The organism is Anabaena cylindrica UHCC 0172, from assembly GCF_034931625.1.
Lineage (GTDB): Bacteria > Cyanobacteriota > Cyanobacteriia > Cyanobacteriales > Nostocaceae > Anabaena > Anabaena cylindrica_A.
In genome coordinates, this window is the sequence record NZ_JAYGGY010000079.1 from 1 (window position 1) to 21,634 (window position 21,634).

The 21,634-nt window shown below is 40.3% G+C and carries 19 protein-coding genes; 9 read left to right on the forward strand and 10 right to left on the reverse strand.

Going from position 1 to position 21,634, the window contains the following annotated elements:
• Positions 1 to 54: 54 nt before the first annotated feature.
• The 5 genes from VB713_RS14855 to thrS form a co-directional block, all read right to left on the reverse strand.
• Positions 55 to 1,308 (reverse strand): hypothetical protein, encoded by a 1,254-nt coding sequence (locus tag VB713_RS14855; protein ID WP_323312290.1) that lies wholly within the window; start codon positions 1,306 to 1,308, stop codon positions 55 to 57.
• A gap of 271 nt (positions 1,309 to 1,579) precedes the next feature.
• The gene (locus tag VB713_RS14860) at positions 1,580 to 3,247 is read right to left on the reverse strand and encodes an NAD(P)H-quinone oxidoreductase subunit 4 (protein WP_323312291.1); all 1,668 of its coding nucleotides are present in this window, start codon (positions 3,245 to 3,247) and stop codon (positions 1,580 to 1,582) included.
• 529 nt (positions 3,248 to 3,776) lie between these two features.
• Positions 3,777 to 3,998 carry a type II toxin-antitoxin system RelE/ParE family toxin gene (locus VB713_RS14865; protein ID WP_323312292.1) on the reverse strand — a complete coding sequence of 74 codons (222 nt, stop codon included), beginning with the start codon at positions 3,996 to 3,998 and terminating at the stop codon, positions 3,777 to 3,779.
• Positions 3,983 to 4,171 carry a hypothetical protein gene (locus tag VB713_RS14870; RefSeq protein WP_323312293.1) on the reverse strand — a complete coding sequence of 63 codons (189 nt, stop codon included), beginning with the start codon at positions 4,169 to 4,171 and terminating at the stop codon, positions 3,983 to 3,985. The genes VB713_RS14865 and VB713_RS14870 overlap by 16 nt, the downstream gene beginning before the upstream one ends.
• 54 nt (positions 4,172 to 4,225) lie before the next feature.
• Positions 4,226 to 6,055, reverse strand: coding sequence for a threonine--tRNA ligase (thrS, locus tag VB713_RS14875; protein ID WP_323312294.1), 1,830 nt, complete (start codon positions 6,053 to 6,055; stop codon positions 4,226 to 4,228).
• Between the two features lie 504 nt (positions 6,056 to 6,559).
• Here thrS and VB713_RS14880 point away from each other — a divergent pair.
• Both VB713_RS14880 and VB713_RS14885 read left to right on the forward strand, forming a co-directional pair.
• The gene (locus VB713_RS14880; protein WP_323312295.1) at positions 6,560 to 6,877 is read left to right on the forward strand and encodes a DUF2605 domain-containing protein; all 318 of its coding nucleotides are present in this window, start codon (positions 6,560 to 6,562) and stop codon (positions 6,875 to 6,877) included.
• Between the two features lie 235 nt (positions 6,878 to 7,112).
• Entirely contained in the window at positions 7,113 to 7,442 is a 330-nt protein-coding gene (locus VB713_RS14885) for a DUF2973 domain-containing protein (RefSeq protein ID WP_323312296.1), read from the forward strand.
• Positions 7,443 to 7,785: 343 nt separating this feature from the next.
• Here VB713_RS14885 and VB713_RS14890 read toward each other — a convergent pair whose 3' ends face one another.
• Both VB713_RS14890 and VB713_RS14895 read right to left on the reverse strand, forming a co-directional pair.
• A complete protein-coding gene (locus VB713_RS14890; RefSeq protein ID WP_323312297.1) occupies positions 7,786 to 8,298 on the reverse strand; it encodes a hypothetical protein in 513 nt (170 codons plus the stop codon).
• Between the two features lie 336 nt (positions 8,299 to 8,634).
• Positions 8,635 to 10,911 carry an amylo-alpha-1,6-glucosidase gene (locus VB713_RS14895; RefSeq protein ID WP_323312298.1) on the reverse strand — a complete coding sequence of 759 codons (2,277 nt, stop codon included), beginning with the start codon at positions 10,909 to 10,911 and terminating at the stop codon, positions 8,635 to 8,637.
• 655 nt (positions 10,912 to 11,566) lie between these two features.
• On the opposite strand from VB713_RS14895, the gene VB713_RS14900 reads away from it, so the two are divergent.
• From VB713_RS14900 to VB713_RS14930, 7 genes are all read left to right on the forward strand, one after another.
• A complete protein-coding gene (locus tag VB713_RS14900; RefSeq protein ID WP_323312299.1) occupies positions 11,567 to 13,579 on the forward strand; it encodes a DICT sensory domain-containing protein in 2,013 nt (670 codons plus the stop codon).
• A 344-nt stretch (positions 13,580 to 13,923) separates the two neighbouring features.
• Positions 13,924 to 14,343: a photosystem I reaction center subunit II PsaD gene (locus VB713_RS14905; RefSeq protein ID WP_323312300.1), complete on the forward strand. Its 420-nt coding sequence runs from the start codon at positions 13,924 to 13,926 to the stop codon at positions 14,341 to 14,343.
• Between the two features lie 270 nt (positions 14,344 to 14,613).
• Positions 14,614 to 16,128 (forward strand): anthranilate synthase component I, encoded by a 1,515-nt coding sequence (gene trpE, locus VB713_RS14910; protein WP_323312301.1) that lies wholly within the window; start codon positions 14,614 to 14,616, stop codon positions 16,126 to 16,128.
• A gap of 124 nt (positions 16,129 to 16,252) precedes the next feature.
• Positions 16,253 to 16,597: a hypothetical protein gene (locus tag VB713_RS14915; protein ID WP_323312303.1), complete on the forward strand. Its 345-nt coding sequence runs from the start codon at positions 16,253 to 16,255 to the stop codon at positions 16,595 to 16,597.
• A 407-nt stretch (positions 16,598 to 17,004) separates the two neighbouring features.
• On the forward strand, positions 17,005 to 17,991 hold the full coding sequence (locus VB713_RS14920) for a hypothetical protein (RefSeq protein WP_323312304.1): 987 nt from the start codon (positions 17,005 to 17,007) through the stop codon (positions 17,989 to 17,991).
• 361 nt (positions 17,992 to 18,352) lie between these two features.
• Positions 18,353 to 18,553, forward strand: coding sequence for a hypothetical protein (locus VB713_RS14925; protein ID WP_190904947.1), 201 nt, complete (start codon positions 18,353 to 18,355; stop codon positions 18,551 to 18,553).
• Positions 18,544 to 18,951, forward strand: a complete 408-nt coding sequence (locus VB713_RS14930) for a type II toxin-antitoxin system VapC family toxin (protein WP_323312305.1) — start codon at positions 18,544 to 18,546, stop codon at positions 18,949 to 18,951. The genes VB713_RS14925 and VB713_RS14930 overlap by 10 nt, the downstream gene beginning before the upstream one ends.
• A 105-nt stretch (positions 18,952 to 19,056) precedes the next feature.
• On the opposite strand, the gene VB713_RS14935 is transcribed toward VB713_RS14930, so the two are convergent.
• The 3 genes from VB713_RS14935 to VB713_RS14945 all read right to left on the reverse strand — a co-directional run bounded on the left by VB713_RS14935 (position 19,057) and on the right by VB713_RS14945 (position 21,512).
• Positions 19,057 to 19,407: a DUF1257 domain-containing protein gene (locus tag VB713_RS14935; protein WP_048868763.1), complete on the reverse strand. Its 351-nt coding sequence runs from the start codon at positions 19,405 to 19,407 to the stop codon at positions 19,057 to 19,059.
• Between the two features lie 147 nt (positions 19,408 to 19,554).
• Complete coding sequence (locus VB713_RS14940; protein ID WP_323312306.1) at positions 19,555 to 21,066, reverse strand: AAA family ATPase; 1,512 nt, start codon at positions 21,064 to 21,066, stop codon at positions 19,555 to 19,557.
• A gap of 98 nt (positions 21,067 to 21,164) precedes the next feature.
• A complete protein-coding gene (locus VB713_RS14945) occupies positions 21,165 to 21,512 on the reverse strand; it encodes a hypothetical protein (RefSeq protein ID WP_323312307.1) in 348 nt (115 codons plus the stop codon).
• Positions 21,513 to 21,634 lie beyond the last annotated feature (122 nt).

Genomic DNA, 21,634 nt, shown 5'->3' on the forward strand with positions numbered 1-21,634 from the left:
CACTACGTTACGCTCAGTATGACATAAGTCCAAATTTCACCCGTTTGCAGTATATTACTGAACTGATAAAGCATATTCAGCATCAGCATTTGAAATATGAATACGTTGTTCAAGTCTGACAATATAAGAAATAAACTCTATACTCTCACCATTCTCAAGTTTAAATGCTCGAATTACATTAGTAATTGTGTCCTTTTGTTCATCACTCAAATCATCAATAATTAAAAGAATTTGTAGTGACTTCTGGAAAGCCTCTGTGAGAACTCGATCAATCTCTCGTCCAACAAGTCCAACAAGCTGATCTGAAAGTTTTGGACGAATTTGCTTGATCCAACCTGAGACTAGGCTGATGTATTTGGGATTTGAGTATATATAATTTATGATTTTATCAACCCATGTCTTAATAGTTTGGTCTCTGATCTGTTTGTCAGTAACAATACTAAATGCAGAAGCAAACCGCATGAGTTGAGGAATTACTTGTCCATTGAAATAATTTGACTTTTCCTGAGAGCGTGTCTTATTTTCGCCAAAGCACTCATACTCGATTAGTGCAATCTTAAAAGGTTGCTTTTCATGTTCACTGTAGACAATCAAAATTGCGTCAGGAATACCTCTAATACCTTTGATGATTTTTTCACCACGCGCTTCAACACCAGATGACAAGAAAAGGCGATTCTCTGAAATAAGAAGTGAGTGATCAGGGCTATAGCGAGGAAATAGATTATAAAAATTCTCGTTGACAAGGCTTTCAAGACCACTAAGAGGATCTGTCTCATTTTTAAATAGAATTGTCTGAAACGTACCCATGACATTAATTTTAGCGTCTGGTACTTCTGACAAAACTTCTGAAAGTTCACTGGGATCTACTTCGAGAAGGTTATCTTCTTCGTCTTCTTGCGTGTTTAAAGGAAAAGTCACAGGTATTTCAACACGATTTTTATCAAACTCCTCATGAAGTGCTTGGATAGCGTTCTCATCTTTTATGGCTTTAGCGCCTTGTAAAAACTTAAGAGACCAGCGGTTACCACCATATTTTGCAAGAAAACGAATATCAAAGGTATTCGCATACTCAATATCAATGAGTTTATAGACTGCAACATAACGATCTGCGTCAGGCCACGGCTTTTGATCTGTGGGTTCACCTAGTTTTGCCCTAAGTCCACAAACAGTTTGTTTCTCATGGCTTACTACAAGGAAAATAATGTCGCCCCTTTTTTGTCCTTGCTTGGTGAAACCGGCAACTGAATACTTAATAGAAAGATTGTAGTTAGTCAGTGAATTTCCACAGTGAAGAATGCGACATGACATTTATATTTTTCCTCTTACTTACAGTCATCATTCAATAGCAATTTCTTTTCTTATTACGAATTACCAACTACAAAATTACCACTCCTTGGATATCGAGGGGAAGTGATCGCACCCTAGATGTAATTCCTGCCTATTTCCAAGCATTAGCCATCCAGCATCTCATGGAAAGGGTTAAGTTGTTGCTAAAACTCACATTTGAGGGAGCGATCGCTTATCGAAGATATTGCTTGTCTGTTATTAATACCGGAGAGCGATCGCCTTAACCCTTTATTTAAATTTCCTCAGCCTCTGAAAATTTTGGCACCAACAATCCAGTAGCATAGATGCGGGCATTTGTTTGGGCAACTATACTATAAGACTGACGAACATGAGCATTTATAGCGACTGTTTTCACATCGTACATCTGCATAGCCACCTTGGGATAGAAACCAATACCGATAATTAGCACCAAAAAACAGGCCGCAATAAATACTTCACGCGGTCTAGCATCAGTATAAATAGTTTCATTTGGTAGTAAACAATCTGTACCAAAACAAGCCGTTCCTTCATCTTCCTGATTTTCCAAACCTGCATTGTTAATGTCACAGATTAGGTCTGCACCAGAACCATAAAATACCTGTCGCAGCATGGAAAGTAGATAAATAGGTGTGAGGATGACTCCTACAGCCGCTAGAAACACAGTGACAGTGCAGAAAGCAGAACTGTAAACATCGCTACTAGTTAATCCGATAAAAACCGAAAGTTCACCAACAAAACCACTCATTCCAGGCAGTGCTAAGGATGCCATTGCACCTATTGTAAACAGGGCAAATACTTTCGGCATAGCTTGACCAATCCCACCCATATCTGCCATTACCATAGTCCGAGAGCGATCGTAAGTCACACCTGCTAAGAAGAATAACACCGATGCAATCAAACCGTGAGATATCATTTGCAACATCGCACCGTTGATACCCAAATCAGTAAAGGAGGCAATACCCAGGAGTACAAACCCCATATGGGAGATTGACGAATTAGCCAAACGCCGTTTCATATTCGTTTGGGCAAAAGAGTTCAATGCACCATAGATAATATTGACAACACCGAGAATGGCTAGAACTGGTGCAAAGTAAATATGGGCATCAGAAAGAATTTCCAGATTGAGGCGAATCAGTCCATATCCGCCCATTTTCAACAACACACCAGCCAGAATCATCGACACGGGAGAAGATGCTTCACCGTGGGCATCCGGTAGCCAAGTATGGAAGGGAAAAATAGCAAGTTTGACACCAAAGGCAATTAACAGACCTGCATACAGCAGCAATTGCAGAGTCAGGGGATATTCTTTATGTGCAAGTTCAGCTATATCAAAGGTGACATTTCCCCCACCATATAGACCCATTGCTAAAGCGGCGACTAAAATAAATATGGAAGCGGCGGCGGTATAAATCAAAAATTTTGTAGCTGCGTAGCGTCGCCGTTGCCCACCCCAAATACAAACTAGTAAATATACGGGAATAAGTTCGACTTCCCACATGATGAAAAATAACAGCAAGTCTTGGGCAACAAACACCCCTATCTGTGCCGAATATAGCACTAGCATCAAAAAGTAAAAAAGGCGTGGTCTCCGGTCAACTTGCCAGGCCGAAAAAATCGCCAGTGTGGTCACAAATCCCGCCAGGAGTACCAGCGGTACCGAAAGACCATCGACTGAGACTGCCCAGTTTAGTCCTAATTGAGGCATCCAAGCATAATTTTCTACAAGTTGAAAGCTGGAACTACTGGCATCGTAATGGTTCCAAAATGCGTAGCACATTAAAGCAAAGTCTGCTACACCTACACCCAGTGCATACCAACGTACCAGCTTGCCATCTTTATCAGGCAATACAGGAATCAAAAAGGAAGCAAGGAGTGGCAGCAGGATAATTGCAGTCAGCCAAGGAAATTGATCCGCCATCATGTCAATAGGAAAAAATACTTATCAGTGAATATTGTTATTGTACTAAACTTTTTAACAATTTCTTTATAAGTTTTTACCTCAGGTTGACATAGGGAGAATATATACCTAAGAAAATTTTATGCTGAGGATTGAATTGAGTAGATGAGAGAATGTCTATTACTTGATGTATCTCATTCATATTATGCTTGAAAATTTGTTTAAATTCCTATAAATCATTTTCTACATCCAATATCCTTTTTCCGTGAATCACAGATGCAATAGTGATGGTCTCATTCTCAATTCGATAGTTAAACCTCATCCATTTTGAAATCTGGAGTTTTGAATGATTGGTTTGTGTCATTGCGACGTAAGGAAGCAATCGCAAAGCTTTGGTAAAAAAACTACAGTTCTCAAGTTATACTGCCAACGGGTAAAATCTGGACTTATGTCATACTGAGCGTAACGTAGTGCAGCGTTCGCGTAGCGTGCCGTAGGCTCTAGTATCTCGGAGATTCTTCACTTCGTTCAGAATGACACTTTTAACCCGTTTTTAGTATAGATGAGGTTTATATGCAAATTTTTCTCTAATATTATCTTCGTTTAATTCTGGTACTACACGACCTGAAAACGGAAAGTTGCCCAAGTTGTGAGTAACATCAACTATTTTGTGAACTACTGCTGCTGCATACGCAGATGAATCATGGGATATGTAGGTAGCAATTGCTTCTACATCCTCTATTGCAGCAGAAGACCAAACTACTTGATAAGCCATTTATTCAACCGTTCTTCTACAGCTACTTGTGAAATAGTCCCTTCTCTATCAGCTACTTCTAAACCACGACGGACTTTTTCAATTACATATAAATGATATTGAATATCTTCAATAGAACAATCATCTGGAAGTTGCTGTAAAAGAGATTGGACTTGATCTTTTGTGGTACTCATAATTTGATTTTGAGTTAATTTACTTTTGGGCTGGGTAAATCCCAGCCTACTTTTTTAGAAGTTGCTAAAGTTAGTAATTGCTTCTGTTATCTTACCCGCAACCTCATCTACAGTTATTGCACCCAATTCCCCAGACGCGCGGGTACGAATACTCAAGCTGTTGATTTCTACTTCCTTGGCACCAACTACCGCCATTACAGGTATTTTATCCTTTTCGGCGTTGCGAATCAACTTACCCAAGCGATCGCCACTCGTATCCACTTCCGCACGAATACCCAATGCAACCATCTTGGCTACTACCTCTTTGGTAAAGTCTAACTGGAGATCACCTACAGGTAAAAGCCTGATTTGCACAGGTGCTAACCATAAGGGGAAATCACCAGCATACTCTTCAATCAAAATCCCAATCAACCGTTCCAAAGAACCAAACGGTGCGCGGTGAATCATTACCGGACGTTTGCGGGAACCATCTTCAGCCACGTATTCCAAATCAAACCGCTCTGGTAAATTATAATCTACCTGCACCGTTCCCAATTGCCATTCCCTTTCCAAGGCATCACTGAAGATAAAATCAAGTTTTGGCCCATAGAAAGCCGCTTCCCCAATCCCTTCAAAGTAATCCATTCCCAATTGTTCCACAGCGCGACGAATCGCACCTTCAGCTTTATCCCAAGCTTCATCAGAACCAATATATTTATCACTGGCTGGATCTCGGAAACTGAGTCTAGCTTTAAAATTCTTCAGTTGCAGACTTCCAAACACCGACAAAATCAAATCTACAACATTCAAAAATTCGCTGTCTAGTTGTTCAGGAGTGACAAACAAGTGAGAATCATCAACGGTAAAACCGCGCACTCTTGTTAAACCACCCAGTTCCCCAGATTGTTCATAACGATAAACTGTACCAAATTCCGCCAAACGCATCGGTAATTCCCGATAAGAGCGTAATTCACTCTTGTATATTTGGATATGGAAAGGGCAGTTCATCGGCTTGAGGACAAAACCCTGCTCTAATTTAACTGCTTCCTCATCTTCAGCCATTAAAGGAAACATATCTTCCTTGTATTTTTGCCAGTGTCCCGATGTTTTAAATAAATCAACTCTGGCAATATGGGGAGTAACTACAGGTAAATAACCCCGTTTTAATTGTTCTTTTTTGAGGAAGTCTTCTAAAATCGTCCTCAACAAAGTACCTTTAGGAGTCCACAAAGGTAAACCTGGCCCTACTAAGTCAGAAAAGATAAATAAACCCAGTTCTTTACCTAGTTTACGATGATCACGTCTTAAAGCTTCTTCTTTGCGGCGTTTATATTCTGCTAGTTGTTCGGGAGTTTCCCAAGCAGTAGCATAAATGCGCTGTAATTGGGCTTTTTTCTCATCTCCACGCCAGTAAGCACCAGCTACGCTTTCTAAACTTATCGCTTTGGCGTTAATTTCCTTGGTGTTTTCCAAATGGGGACCGGCGCACAAATCCCACCATTCATCACCTAAATGGTAAATGGTGATGGGTTCTTGTTTAATATCTCCCAGGATTTCTAATTTGTAAGGTTCTTTAATTTCCTCAATCCGGCGTTGTGCTTCTTCCCGGCTGACTTCTTCTCGAACTACCGGCAATTTGCGATTAATAATCTTCACCATCTCTTTTTGGATGGCTTTCAAATCCTTATCACTGAAGGGTTCTGGACTATCAAAGTCATAATAAAACCCATTTTCAATCCAGGGGCCAATTGTAACTTGCGCCTTAGGAAACAGCTTTTGTACGGCCATGGCCATGACATGAGAAGCCGTATGGCGAATCTTTTTTAATGTCTCAGATTCGCTGGTACGCGGTAAATAAATTTTTTCTGGTTGTTCTGGGTTTTGGGGTTCTTGATTAGGCGACATCGGCTGTTAAAGGCGAAGTGATTACAAATAGAATTCTGAAAATATATTCTCAAAATCATAGTCCACCTGCTGATGACGCTGCCGCCATTACCTGTGGACTCTCCTAATTTATCACCCTAATCGAAAAGACCCCAACTGATACTGTTTCACTTTCAGATTGATACAAATAGGCAGCAGGGGTAAAGAATTAAAAACGAATGATTTTTTTTATCAGGCTATTTGTTAAATGGATGGTATGAAGCGCCGCAAAACTTGGGAATAATAAGAATTTGGCTCGTTCGCAACTTTTGACGGATATTTTCAATTTATGTTTCCTCCTTTAGATAGAGAAAGACTGATCCCTAGGGATCTTTACAAATCTATTGCCAAAATTATATAATTGTGCATTGTATAACAAGTTACAGATTTTTACTCCACATAACTGAAGGAGAGATATAAGAAAATTGTTAAGAATCGTAAATAACGCTAATATTAAAAAGAAATTAGGAAATATGCTTCTCATATATGGGAGATTCAAATCCATCAAGTACTGAATTGCTCAAGACAATCTTGGAACCGTTGTTAGAGGATTTTCACTACTGGTTTGAGCGATCGCTCCAATTACTGGAAAATGAGAAAATCCAATTTATGAGCGAACAAGAGCAACTTGATTTGTTACAACGGGTCAAAGAAGCACAAGCAGAACTTAGCACAGCCAAAATGCTATTTACTGCAACCAATAAACAAGTCGGGATTGATATGGCGACATTAATGCCTTGGCATCAACTATTAACCGAATGTGGAAATGTGGGAATGCGCTACCGTCAGTCAAAACAAGAATGACTTCACTGTGTGACAAGACTATATACAAGTCGCAAAGATAGGACAAAAAACTTAACATTGTTTTCATAAAAAAATAGTGTATCCCATGTTACCGTAATCTGATATATAGGATTACCAAATATCAAATCAGAAATAGATAATGTAACATTCGCCATCACGAAATTTACGGGTTAGCGAAAGTTAAGCACTTAAAAGATATAAAGTTTTAAACCCTGTTGCCCTGGAGGATAATTCTATGCTACACCTACTCTACATTCTCGCTTTCACAGTCCTTGCATTTATTGCTGTGGGTAATTTAATTCGCAATCTAGTCATGTTCAGTTTTGATAGGGAGCGTCCTTATCCAGCAAATTCCTCTTCAATGGGTAATCAAGGTAGCTATGGCTATTATGGAGCCAAAAGACAGTTTGTACCCCATCCAGAATTATTAGATAATGCCGGTAATATAATTAAAGAGCCGCTGTTAGTAATGCGTTCAATTAACGTGGAAGATGCACGCGAACAGTTAGATGCTCTTTATGAATCCTCTCCTGGTCAAAAAATGGAGCGTTCAGAAGAAGCTTAATTTGTAATTGTTATAATTCGAGTTTCAGTAGGGGTTTAGCAATATGCTTTACCCCTAATTTTTGGATTTATTTAATTAATAATTAAAGATGATTTATTGTGTCAGAAATGGCTTTCGCCACGCTACGCGAACAGGATGTCTAGGATTTAAGAATTAACAGGATTGAGATTGACATTTTTATTTTCAATCTAAAAAATCATTTTTTATGAAAGTTATTCAATGTGAAAAACAAGATTTTTCAGATTTAAGGATTTAGAAGATTTAGTATTGTTTATTGTGTCAGAATCAGGATATCCAGGATTTAAGGATTAACAGGATTTAGATTGATATTTTTTTTAAATCATTAATCCCACCAATAAGCAATCACTACACCATCTCGCTGTTCCCAATGTGACTCACCTTCCAAACCACCTTGTAACCTCATTTGTAACCGGCGCTGAAGTCGCAAACCATACTCTTCATTATTACCATCAGTAATATCCACTGAGTCCGCACGCCACTTTTTGCCCAAATCTAAAAGTTGAGAAACTATAGTATCTTGGTTTTCTGTCAAAATGTAGAGAGTATCTCCAGGATAAGCTACAAAGTGAATCATACTTGATTCTGGCATCGGGCGATAATTTGCCATTGCTAATAAAGTATCCACTAAACCACCAAAACTTAAACCATGTTCATCTGGTGCAAAAATCGGTTTCGTAAACACAAAACTCGCCCATAGATCAGAATGCAGAGTAAGATCCCTAATCACCTCTTCTCCGTTAAACTCATTAAAGCGACGTTGCCAAACCAAAGCTGCAAAAAGTTCCTGGGGACTGTATTCTTGAGCTAGGGTTTGAATTTTGGCGAGGTCTAACATAGGGATTCAATTACAGTTTGACTAAATAGGTCTATTCTCTCGACCGTGATAGATGCGTAAAATAATCACATCATCGTCAAGAATAATATAGTGAATTATAAAACCGTATTTACCAAAAGATACTAACAGTCTTTTTTATCTTTTTGTCTGAATCAGGATATCCAAGATTAAAGGATTAACGGGATTTAGATTGACAATGTTTTTTGCTCATCCTGTATATAAATCATTAAATGTGAGAAACAGGATTGATAAGATTCAAGGATTAAGAAAATGAAAGAATGAACATGATTGATTATGTATTCTCTCATTATCCTGTAAATCCTGATTCAGACATTTTTACGCTTCAATTACCACCCGCAAATTACCGCGTTTTTTCGCCACACGACAAGCGGTAGTGCTACCAACTCGCTCAAATTCCAAATCAAGAATAGTGCCACCAACACGCAAATTATGTAAAGATAAACGATTGATTGATTCTGGCAAAGCAGGGTCAATTATTCGCAAACAATTATTTTGTGCGTCAGGAACTAAATTCACCATCATTTGCAATAGTTGAAAAATGCTACCTGTCGCCCAAGCTTGGGGAGTACAAGCAACGGGATACTGTACAGGTGCATTATCGCCGTTTATTTCATAACCGCAAAATAATTCTGGAGGGCGTTGATAGGACTGCTGGGAAGTCATGTCAAACAAACCTTGAAATAATTCCAAAGCTTGATCTATTAAACCGAGCGATCGCAATCCCATCCCAATTAGAGAATTATCATGAGGCCAAACAGAACCAGTATGATAGCCCATAGGATTATAAGCAGGAGACAAACTACTTAAAGTCCGAATACCCCAACCATTAAACATATCAGGCGCTCGCAACCTTTCCGCTACACTGTAGGCTTTTTCTGGTGTAAAAATCCCCAATTGCAGACAATGGCCAGGATTAGAGCTAATACTATCTACTTGATTTCCTTCCCCATCTAAAGCTAAAGCGCAAAAATCTTGGTCTTCAATCCAAAAATCTTTGTTAAATCTAACTCTGAGATTTTGAGCTTCTTCTTGCCAGCGATCTGCCAAATCTAGACGCTTTTTCATCTTAGCAATTTCTGCTAATTTAATTTTGGCAGCATAGACATAAGCTTGCACTTCACAAAGGGCAATTGAACCATTAGCTAATTCACCTTTGCGGTTGACAATACAATCACCAGAATCTTTCCAACCTTGGTTAGTCAAACCACGTTTTGATTTCCGGTGATAGCTGAGATAGCCAGTTTGTTTGAGATTGCGATCAATCCAATCCATTCCTGCTAAAGCATTTCGCCAAAGTTGCTCTAGGGTTTCTTGGTCATGAGTCCAAGCGTAGTAATCAGCATACAACATTAACCACAGGGGAGTAGCATCAACTGTACCGTAGTAAGGTGTGTGGGGAATTTCTTGACAACGTGCCAATTCTCCCATTCGTAACTCGTGTAAAATCTTACCTGGTTCTTCTTCTCGCCATTCATCTTCTTTTTTACCTTGATGTACTGCTAACAGCATCAAAGTTTCTTTAGCAATTTGGGGATTTAACATCAAGGTTTGGGAAGCGGTAATAATAGAATCTCTACCAAATAATGTTGAAAACCAAGGTACACCAGCCGAAACAGTTTTATACTTGCCAAAAGATTGACGCAACAAATACAAGTCTTGTTCAGCCCTTTCAATCACTCGATTGAAAAGACTTTTATCAGAACTAATGCGAGTAATTTGTTGTACCCAAATTTGCTCCTCCATCAATTCAGAAGCTTTTGCTTGTCCCAAAGTCATAGCTGCATTCACAGTGGAACTAGTCTGGTTATTGGTGAGCATATTCAGCCGATAAGCGAGCTTTTGGGTTTCGTGAGAAGCTAAATCTAGCCGCCAAACCGCTGTGTAACCTTGGAAATAATCTGGTTGTCGGTGCTGGAATTGGATACGGGATTCCATGATTGCACCGTCTAAACCTTGATAAGCCAGTGTCAGAGATTCTTCTCGGTGTGATGGATTTTGTGAATGTGCCGCACCATCAGTTATTTCTTCTAAATGTGTTGGCTCTGCTAACCGCAACAATCTACCCCGTTTTTCGCGGTGATGACCTCGGACTTCAAATAAATCTACAAAATCCGCATCAAAGCTGAGACTGAGTTCAAAACTGATGCTAGTGGTACTGTAGTTAGCGACTTCTATTTCTTCAAAAAGTGCGCCATTAAGTACTATTTCCCGACGAATGCCTATGGTATCAGCATTTAGGTGATTGTTAATTTTGGGGTTAGTACACAAAACCGAGAGAGCAAAGCCTTTGTCAGCGGTGCTACTCAATAAAACAGGCGATCGCCCATCAATCTGCAATTCTAGACGACTCAAAAACCTTGTATCACAGCAAAATAGCCCCATACTAGGATTCCCGTCATTCAGGGAACAACCAGAAATGTTTCCGATAGTGTCTGTCACCAAAAATAAATCATCATCTTTAACAGTTAAAGTTGGTTGTGGTCTTTCAATAACCACACAAGGCCATTCTGGAATAGGTATCTGTTCTGCGGGAATAAAAGTCTTTCCATCCAATAAGATTTTTTCCGGGGTCATTAATGTATCCGGTGTCATGAGCTAAAATTCCCTATACAGGTTTAGATTTGCAGGACTTGGGCTGGGGAGGAGAGATGGGGCTAATAATCCAATTACCAAGCACCAAATCCTTATCACCAATCACCAAATCCTTATCAATTTATCTGTTCTCTTTTTGAAGTCAAGGCTGGAAATTGGGGATTTTTACCTGGTTTATTCGTTGATAAGCATTAAGAGATGGTATACGTAGAAAATGCTTATAATCGTGTACACTTAACAATTTTTTGAGTTTTACCAAGCCTATTTAAGTATACAAAATAACCAAGCCGTTTTTGGGTTTTTTCAGCAATCGCGCTCAAAAATTAGTAAAGCTTTAGCAACTTAGGTTTCGGCAGTATCCCATACTGTGATATTTTTGGTGTATTTGCTGAAAAAGCTATAAGTTACCTTTGCTAGGCTAAATGATAGAAAAGATAACCGAATGTATATTGGGCATAGGAACTTTGATCAATTTAAAAGAACTGGTAATGGGTAATGGGTGATGGGTGATAGGTGATAGGTGATCGTTAAGAGTTTTACCAATGACCAAGGACCAATGACCAATGACCAATGACCAATGACCAATCACCAGTTTTAATTTGTACAATTCTTTTGTGAAGTGGATCTTGTCTAGATTGGGCGTTTAACGATATTCATGAGCATTTCGACTTCCGTGCTGAGTGATTTGCTACAGTCACTACCCTACCTGCGTCCCCAGTTATATTTCAAGGCTTCACTAACGGCGCTCTCCCATGCAATGGAAGATCAGGTTTTGGCGGCCACCTTGGATCAGCCTCTGATTATTGCTAGTTTTCAAAGAGAGCGATTCTACCGCCAAGAAGCTCATCGCTATCAACGGCTTTCACTGCGTAGTAATCAAATATACGTATTGTCCGCACCAGAAACAGAGTTTGCTAATAGCTCGGAATACTATGAAAAGGTGGCTTTTGAACCGGATGATGCTTTAAGTCAAGAGTGGCATTTGGTGGTTGTTGCCGATAATTATGCTACCTGCTTGGTGTGCCGGGAAAGCCTTGGTTCTATTGCCAAAAATCAGCAGTTACCAGAAATTACTCCTGGGCTAGATATGGACACAGCGAGAAGATTTGAGGGAATTTGGACTTCGGAGAGAGGAGTCAGCCTCAAAGCGGCAGAGTTGATATTAAGCAGGATTGAGGTTTATCGACCAGATTTAGTGGACAAAATTGGTCTGGCACGTCAGAGATTTGAACTTGGTAAGTCAAGAAGAGAATCGGGAACAGTCCATAACGAATATGCCTGTGACATTGATACTGACCCGTTTGTACAGCGCTTGGTGACTTATCTGCAAGCTAGTCAGTATAAATTGCATAAAGCCTACCGTTCGATCGCTCTCCAAGCCCGCAAAGAACGCCTGGTTAACTCGATTGGGACAGCAATTAGGCGATCGCTTGACCCGCAATCAGTTCTCCAAGTAGCTGCTCAAGAATTGGGTCAACATTTGGATGCTGATCGCTGTTTAATTTATCGCGCTCAAGCAACTGATGACCAAGCTGTGATTGAACACGAGTTTTTGAATCCGGGTGTGGTTTCTGTACGAGGGCTAACTTGGGAATTAGAACAAAATCCTCTATTTCAGGAAATTACCCAACTAGGTGAAGGAATCTGTATTTCAGATACTTTAACTGACTATCGTGTTACTAGTTCAACTCCACTGTCTTTGATTGTCAAAAAGTTCGCCATTCGTTCTTGGTTGATGGAACCAGTGTTTTCTCAGGGAAGGCTACTGGGGATTGTGGAGTTACATTATTGTGATGTACCCATCTCCGAGTGGCAACCAGGAGAATTAGATTTAGTCAAAGCGATCGCCACTCAAGTCGGTGCAGCCCTGATTCAAGCCGAAGCTTTTGCTAATTTAGAAGAACTGAATAAGCAGCTAGAAGCCCTAGATCGTACCCGCAGTAACTTAATAGCCATCACTGGGCATGAACTCCGTACCCCCCTATCTACCATTCAAGTTTGCCTGGAAAGCCTCGCTAGTGAGCCGGATATGCCCCTAGAGTTACAGCAAGTCATGCTCAGTACGGCACTGTCTGACTCCGAGAGAATGCGGAAACTCGTACAAGATTTCCTCACGCTTTCTAACTTAGAAAGCGGTCGAGTGCAATGGCATCCAGAAACCCTAAGTTTACAAGAATGTATAGATTTAGCTCTCAGCCGCTTGCGTACCAGGTCATCGACAGAAAAGATACCCCAAATTAAAACGCAAATTCCGAAAACTTTACCTTTGATTAGGGCTGATGGTGATTGGCTAGTGGAAGTAATAGCCAAACTAATAGACAACGCTTGTAAATTTACACCAGCGGAAGGAGAGATTTACATCAAAGCAGCTACTAGCAAACGCAATCAAATGGTTGAGGTGACAGTAGCGGACACAGGCAGAGGCATAGAACCAAATCGTCTAGAAATAGTCTTCGATCGCTTTTATCAAGAAGAGGGAGCCTTGCGACGGACTGCGGGAGGTACAGGTCTAGGACTGGCAATTTCCCGGCAAATTGTCACTGGTTGGGGCGGTAAAATTTGGGCAGAGTCCACAGGTAAAGACCAAGGCAGCAAGTTTCATTTTACCATTCCCATTGTTCAGGGTGGTGCAGAGGAAAAGCAGTCGTTTGTGAAGAGCAAAAAATAACATAAGGACTTACGCACGACGATTTTCCCGAAAGCCTTATTTTTGCGTAGCGGTAATTCATATAAGAGAAATCCACAAAAAAGATGTACTGCTTGCAGCAGCGCTAGTTCCCTCCGGGACGCTCCGCGTAGCAAGATCCCGTAGGGTACGCTATCCAATTTCACCAAATCAAAGTGACTTTTCTTCCCCCTGCTCCCTGCTGTCACAACGACGGGATATTTTGTTAGTTGGAAGTCTCTTAACCGGACTCAATCACTAAAAACTGTTACAGTCTATGACGCGATCGCAATATAAGCTGTTAGGGGGTGTTAGTATGCCCTAAAAACGTTGAAGGACATTTTTTTATGGCAGCAACTCTCACTGGAAAAACTCCCCTCTTCGGTGGCAGCACTGGTGGACTGCTCAACAAGGCAGCAGTAGAAGAAAAATACGCTATCACCTGGACTAGCCCCAAAGAACAAGTTTTTGAAATGCCTACAGGTGGCGCAGCCACAATGGTATCAGGTGAAAACCTACTCTATATCGCTCGCAAAGAGTATGGCATCGCTTTGGGCGGTCAACTCCGGAAATTCAAAATCACAGACTACAAAATTTACCGGATTTTACCCAGCGGTGAAACCACTTTGATTCACCCAGCTGATGGTGTGTTCCCAGAAAAAGTTAACCCCGGTCGTGATAAAGTACGCTACGTACCCCGCAGAATCGGTCAAAACCCCAGCCCTGCACAACTCAAGTTCAGTGGTAAAGCCACTCACGATGCTTAATTAGTAATGAGTGCTGAGTGCTGAGTGCTGAGTCAAAATCAGGAGTCAGTACTCAGCGCTTATACTAAAAACGGGTTAAAAGTGTCATTCTGTAGCTTGCTTCCCGTAGGGTACGAAGTGAAGAATCTCCGAGATACTAGAGCCTACGGCACGCTACGCGAACGCTGCACTACGTTACGTATGGCTACGCCACGCTACGCGAACAGTATGACATAAGTCCAAATTTCACCCGTTTGCAGTATAATCAGCAGCTAAATATAAATAATAATTATGATTTTTCCCGATTTCACCCAGTTTAAGAAGCTCGCTTTAGAAGGTAATTTTGTCCCGGTTTATCAGGAATGGGTAGCTGATTTAGATACTCCCGTTTCTGCCTGGTATAAAGTATGTGCAGATCAACCTTATAGCTTTTTGCTGGAATCGGTGGAAGGTGGGGAAAAAATAGGGCGTTATAGTTTATTGGGTTGTGATCCTCTATGGATTTTGGAAGCTAGAGGTGATCAAACTACTCAAACACACCGTGATGGTTCTCAGGAAGTTTTTACAGGTGATCCTTTCACAGCTTTAAGCAAATGTTTAGCAGAATATCACCCAGTTAAATTACCGCAACTACCTTCAGGAATTGGCGGTTTATTTGGGTTTTGGGGTTATGAGTTAATTAATTGGATTGAGCCGCGTGTACCAATTCATCCTCAAGATAGCCGTAATATCCCTGATGGTTTGTGGATGCAGGTAGACCATTTATTAATTTTTGACCAGGTAAAGCGGAAAATTTGGGCGATCGCATATGCTGATTTACGTGACCCAGAAGTTAATTTAGAGATAGCCTATCAACAGGCAAGCGATCGCATTCAGGAAATGGTCAGCAAGCTATCTTTACCCCTATCGCCACAAAATACCAAATTAGCTTGGACAGCCCCCGGAAATAAGCCGAAAGCGGGAATAGAAGAATACACCAGCAACTTTACCCGTCCCGATTTCTGCGCCAGTGTGGAAAAGGCGAAAGCACATATCAAAGCTGGTGATATCTTCCAAGTCGTTGTTTCTCAACGCTTATCTACCGAATATACCGGAAATCCCTTCGCCCTTTATCGTTCTTTACGCCAAATCAATCCTTCACCTTACATGGCGTATTTTAACTTTAAGGATTGGCAAATTATCGGTTCTAGTCCTGAAGTCATGGTTAAGGCAGAATGCGACCCAGATGGGGGTATAATCGCCACAGTCCGCCCCATTGCCGGCACAAGACCAAGGGGTAAGACAAGCCAAGAAGATGCGGCTTTCGCTGAAGATTTACTCCAAGACCCTAAAGAAATCGCTGAACACGTCATGTTAGTTGATTTAGGACGCAATGATTTGGGGCGTGTGTGCGAAAGTGGGAGCGTGAAAGTTGATGAATTAATGCTCATTGAACGCTATTCCCATGTCATGCACATTGTCAGTAATGTGGTGGGTAAGTTGGCAAATGACAAAACAGCCTGGGATTTACTTAAAGCCAGCTTCCCCGCTGGTACAGTTAGCGGTGCGCCGAAAATCAGGGCGATGGAAATCATTAACGAATTAGAACCAAGTCGCCGGGGTGTGTATTCTGGTGTGTATGGCTATTATGATTTTGAAGGACAATTAAATAGTGCGATCGCAATTCGGACGATGGTATTGCATAATCATACCGTCACAGTCCAAGCTGGTGCTGGTTTGGTAGCTGATTCAGAACCAGAGAAGGAATACGAGGAAACGCTAAATAAAGCCAGAGGTTTATTAGAAGCAATTCGTTGTTTGCGATAAATTAAGTATATAGGACTCCTATTTGATTAAAGATTTTTGTATAAATACGTATTTATACTAATATTTTCGCATCTTGGACGTAAGAGAATATTATTATTCTCGTTTGAGCAGATGTGGAGTCAATATGGATCAGATAGTAGATAAAATAGCTGCGCTAGGTGTACCTGGTCTTGTATTACTTGTAGCTATGGCAGTTACAGGGTGGGCAGGTGCTGCGGCAATAACAGCAGCATTAGCTGTACTTGGCGGACCATTTGGAATGCTTGGAGGAATTGCTGTACTTGGGATTCTTGGCTTGATATCAAAAGGATTGGCAGAATATGGATTTGAAACAATTTTTAAAGCAACTGTAGACGAACTGAGAAAAAAAGGTAAGTCTAAATCTGACATAGAGCGCGAAGTTGAATCATATCCAATTTCGCATGATCTGAAATTGAAAATCAAAGATTATTTGAAAACGATTTCCTAGTTTCAAGATTCATGAGACCACGCTTTGATAAATTTACACTTAATATTTCAATTGTGAAACATTTACTGCCATATTTGTACATGGTTTACAAAATCAAATATGTTGAATTTATTAAGTGTACTAAGCTGTTACGCAGCTATTTTGTAGTGTAGAGTTCTGGCAGTAAGGTTTTTGGACAAAAAAAGTAAATGCGTAACAGGTTATTAATAGTAAAAATTCAACAATATTACACCTAGAGAAAAAATATTACGGATACTAATGAATCTAGTCCAGAAAAAAACTTTCAACAAAAGGAAACTAACCAAATATATGAAAATATTAACATTGAGACTCAAAAAACTGATAGAATTCGTGCTTACAGTGAATTAATTAAATCAATATCCAAGTTTATCTGGATTGCTGTAATTTTGATCATTATTATTCACTTCTTGGGCAGTTTTTCTACTAATCACATTAAGCAAAACATCAATCCAACAACAGTAAATATATCTATTCCTGAACAACAGCAATATCAAATTTCTACTGAAGTTACATCTGCCCTTGGTAAAGCTTTAGTCGCCTCTAGACAATCTGCATCCAATAATTTAGAACAGTGGAAAAATGAGGTGATGCACCGCGTAGATCATCCTTTTCTAGATTGGTACTACAACTACTTTAATCAATTAGGAATTGGAGCAAAATCTATTTGGATTAATTTGTACTCTATTTCAGAAGAAGAAAAAGCCGAGAAACTAATTGGCAGTTTTCAACAAGAATTTGCTAAACAAGTTTTTCAACCATCGTTAATGCAGCTAGAAATGGAACGTTTTACAAGACAAGCTGTTGATATATATGTTTCAGAAGCAAATCGCAATTTAGCAGGAGTTCAAAGTGCTTATAATATTCCTCAACCTACCTGGGAAAGATTTCTCGAAGGTTTAGGCAGCATAACTTATAATGCTGGGGGACAGCAGCAAGACCTTACACTTAGGGCTGTTTCGCGTGGTACAGGCTATTTAGCTACTACTGCAATGATCAAGGCTATTGGTTCTATTGGTACTAAAAAAGTTGTTGCAACTACAGTAAGTAAAGCAACTTCTAAAGCAGTAACGAAATTAGCAACCAAAACAGCAGCTAAAGCCGCAGCAGAGGGAAGTGGCGAAATGGCAGTTGGTCTTCTAGGATTAGAATTGTTAAATCCACTGGCAGGTTTGGGTATTATTGTTTGGGATGTATGGGATCATTATCATACTGTTCAATTAGAAAGGCCAATTCTACGAGCAAGCCTGGAAAGTTATTTGAATGAGGTCAAGGAGTCATTGCTAAACGATCCAGAGAATGGAATTTTATCTTCGGTCAATAAATTCCATGACGGAATTCTTAATAGTTTGAACAGTAGCTTAGGTGTGAGTTGATTTACATTACTGCATATAAAGATAACCGACTTCTGAGATTATTAACCTAATCAAGGATAAAATTAATCAAAGAAGTCGTGTATCTGAATTTATAAATTGTCCGAATCACGATTGATAGGATGATACTTAGATCAATATAATTTATTATTATCTAGAACATATTGAGCGATACCTTAAGTAAGCTACACCAATGAAGCCTTATATTTACCTAGCGTCTATCAGCATACTTGTAAAAATCCTGTAAATCCTTAAATCTTGGACATCCTGATTCTGACAACCATCTCATTCACAGCATCACAACAAACTTAACAATAAAAATCCTGCTATACTAAAAAGCACAAAGCACCCTAATAATTAAATTATGATTATCCATAAAATTATCCAAGAATTAGAACAAATTCCAGAAGAAAAACTAGCAGAAATTTATGACTTAATCCACTATTTCCGCGTAGGATTAAATCAAACAAAACCTCAACCCAGAACACCAGGAATACTAACAGGAAAACTCAGCAACACCTTTTTTGATCCTCTACCTGAAGAAGAATTGCAACAATGGGAATAAATTATCTGATTGATACCCATATTTTATTATGGTGGTTTTTTGATGATCCTAAACTTGATAGATCATGCCGAGAAATAATTAAAAATCCCGATCATCATATTTTTGTCAGTAGCGTATCCCCTTGGGAAATAGCCACTAAATACCGTATTGGTAAACTACCTGAAGCAAAAGACATATTACCAATCTATCCACAACTCTTAACTCAATCACAATTTATTGAACTAAATATTAATTCAAATCATGCTATTAGAGCAGGTACTTTACCTATAGATCATCGAGATCCTTTTGATCGTATGATTATGGCTCAAGCCGAAATTGAAAAAATGCCAGTTATTACTTATGATCAAGCATTTCATACAGGATTGATTGAAGTAATTCCTAATCCTGTAAATCCTTAAATCCTGATATGGCTTGCGCCACGCTACGCTATCAGACAAAAAAAAGCGGGCTAACCGCTATTATGTGGTTAACCCGTTCAGCTTTGGGAACGCGCAGAGAAATTATTATTGCAATACCAATTTGACATTGGCGTTTTGCAGACCGCGCTGTTTTACTTCAGCCAAGGTCTTGTTAACTGCGTATTTTTGGTTAATAGAGTTGATTAACTCGGTCTGGTTGTGCTTCTTAGCAACACCCCACAAGTCAGCGATAAGGTCAAAAGAACCATCACTGTTGCGAGACCAACCTAAATCGTATTCGCCTTCCAATACAGCAACGATGTCCGAACGTACACGCTGGCCGTTATAACCACGAACATCGGCTTCGGTCTTGACGCTGATACCTAAGTCGCGTAAAGAAGACTTTAGGATTTCGGCATCGGTGATCTTGGTACGCAGAGTGCTAAAGTGAGACATTTGGGTTTCCTCCAATGAGAAGATTGATGAGAAAAACGACAACGGTTTCTTTTCAGCCAAGCCGCGCTAATTTGGGAGCGGCTTTTTTCTTCTAAACTGTTAGCTTTGTAGCTAACCTTTCCCCCCTGGCATTGCAGGAGAAAGCTTTTAAAACTCCATGCGCTGATATTCAGCGACGGAGGATGCTGCGGGTCTAGCACGCTGTCTGGCCCAGTCTCTTAAGGCTGTGACCTGTTCTTGCATCGTTCGTGACAGCGGCAAAGTTGACTTCAATGCAGCAATAATATCTAATTGGGTGAACTCCCGATCTTGGGCAAAAGCTTCATACATAGCCGCAATGATCGCTTGTTCAATTTCTGCCCCAGAGAAGCCGTCAGACATTTTGGCTAGTTGTTCAAGATCAAATCTAGCAATATCTTCCCGGCGTTTGGTCAGGTGAATGTTGAAGATATCCTGACGTTCTTCAGGTGTGGGCAGATCCACAAAGAATATTTCATCAAAGCGCCCTTTCCTCAAAAACTCCCCAGGTAGGCGTTCTACGCGGTTAGCGGTCGCCATTACGAAAACTGGAGATTTCTTTTCTTGCATCCAGGTGAGGAAAGAACCAAAAATTCTATTTGATGTCCCCCCATCAGAATCACCAGAACCCCCACTACCCGCGAAAGATTTATCCAATTCGTCGATAAACAGAATCGTTGGGGAAATTGATTCTGCTGTTTTCAGGGCGTTTCGCAGATTTGCTTCACTCCGACCCACCATTGAGCCATCGTATACCCGCCCCATATCTAAACGCAAGATTGGTAAACCCCATAAACGGGAGGTAGTTTTGGCAATTAGTGACTTACCACAACCGGGAACACCAAGAATTAACATCCCTTTAGGTTGAGGCAAACCATACTCTCTTGCTCTTTCTGTGAAGGCATTAGAGCGTTGTTTGAGCCACTTTTTCAATTCTTCCAATCCACCAATGGCATCAATGGTTTCATCTTCTTCGATGTACTCTAGAATGCCATTGCGCCGAATCAGTTGCTTCTTCTCAGATAGAACTATATCTACTTCATCTTCCGTTAGTCTTCCAGTTGTTACCTGAGCCTTACGGTATACTTTTTCTGATTCGTCTTTAGTTAGACCTAAAGCTGCTCTGAGAAGTTTTTCTCGTGCCTCTGTGGTGAGTCTTCGGCCACGATGCTGTTCTTGGTGGTTAGTTAAAACTTTGTTCAACTCAGCCATATCTGGCAGTTGGAAGTCTAAAACAACAACCTCTTTTTCTAGTTCGATGGGAACTTGCTGCATGGGAGACATTAAAATAATGTTCTTTTGCATTCCCTTGAAACTAGCGATCGCATCCCGTAGCGATCTGGTTGTTGCTGGCGCATCAATAAACGGATGTAAATCTTTAAGAATAAATATACCGGGTTCTTTCTGGCGAATAATCCACTCAATCGCTGCCTCTGGAGACACTGTATTATGTTGAGTCACATTCCGGGGTTGACCGTACTCGACGATACCGTGAGTTACTGTCCACACATATACCCGGCGTTGGGGCTTTAATAATTGAGCGATCGTGTTAATTGCTTGCTCTGCCCGCTCTTCCTCGGAGGTCACAAGGTAGATTAGAGGGTATTGAGCTTGAATGAGGATATTGAGCTCTTCTTTCATACAATCGACCTACTTGAGACCTTATAGAGACAGTACAGTCATCGCTGCTTGTTATAGATAACTGAAACTATGAACTAACTTATTCATAATTCCTATATCTAGCAAGGAACTAATTCTTCCTCACCCTTGGGATGAGTTTCATCTTGTTCCATTTCGTCAATGGATAGATGATCGTGACCTATGACTCCTGGTTGATTACCTAAAGCTACTAGTTCGGCATTACGTAAGGTAAGTGAACTTTCACAACTAGGACAGGAATAAACTCTATGTGTTCGCCCATAAGCAGAAGCTTCTAATTCTTCTACCAATTCTGAATTTGTCAGGTAGAAATTCAGGGCGCGTTCTGCAAGTTCTGACATCGGTTCAGAATCAACTGCTGATCGAATTTTCAATCTTCTGTGCAGTTCTGGCGATAGATACAAAGTAACCTTTTGCTTAGTTTGCATATGACTAAATAGCGGTCTTACCCGGGTATGTAACTAACGTTATCGGCTCTTTGATTTCCTGTCAAGATGGTAAAACGTTTTAACAGCTATTTTGTTACATATCTTAATGAATGTTGCCCTCA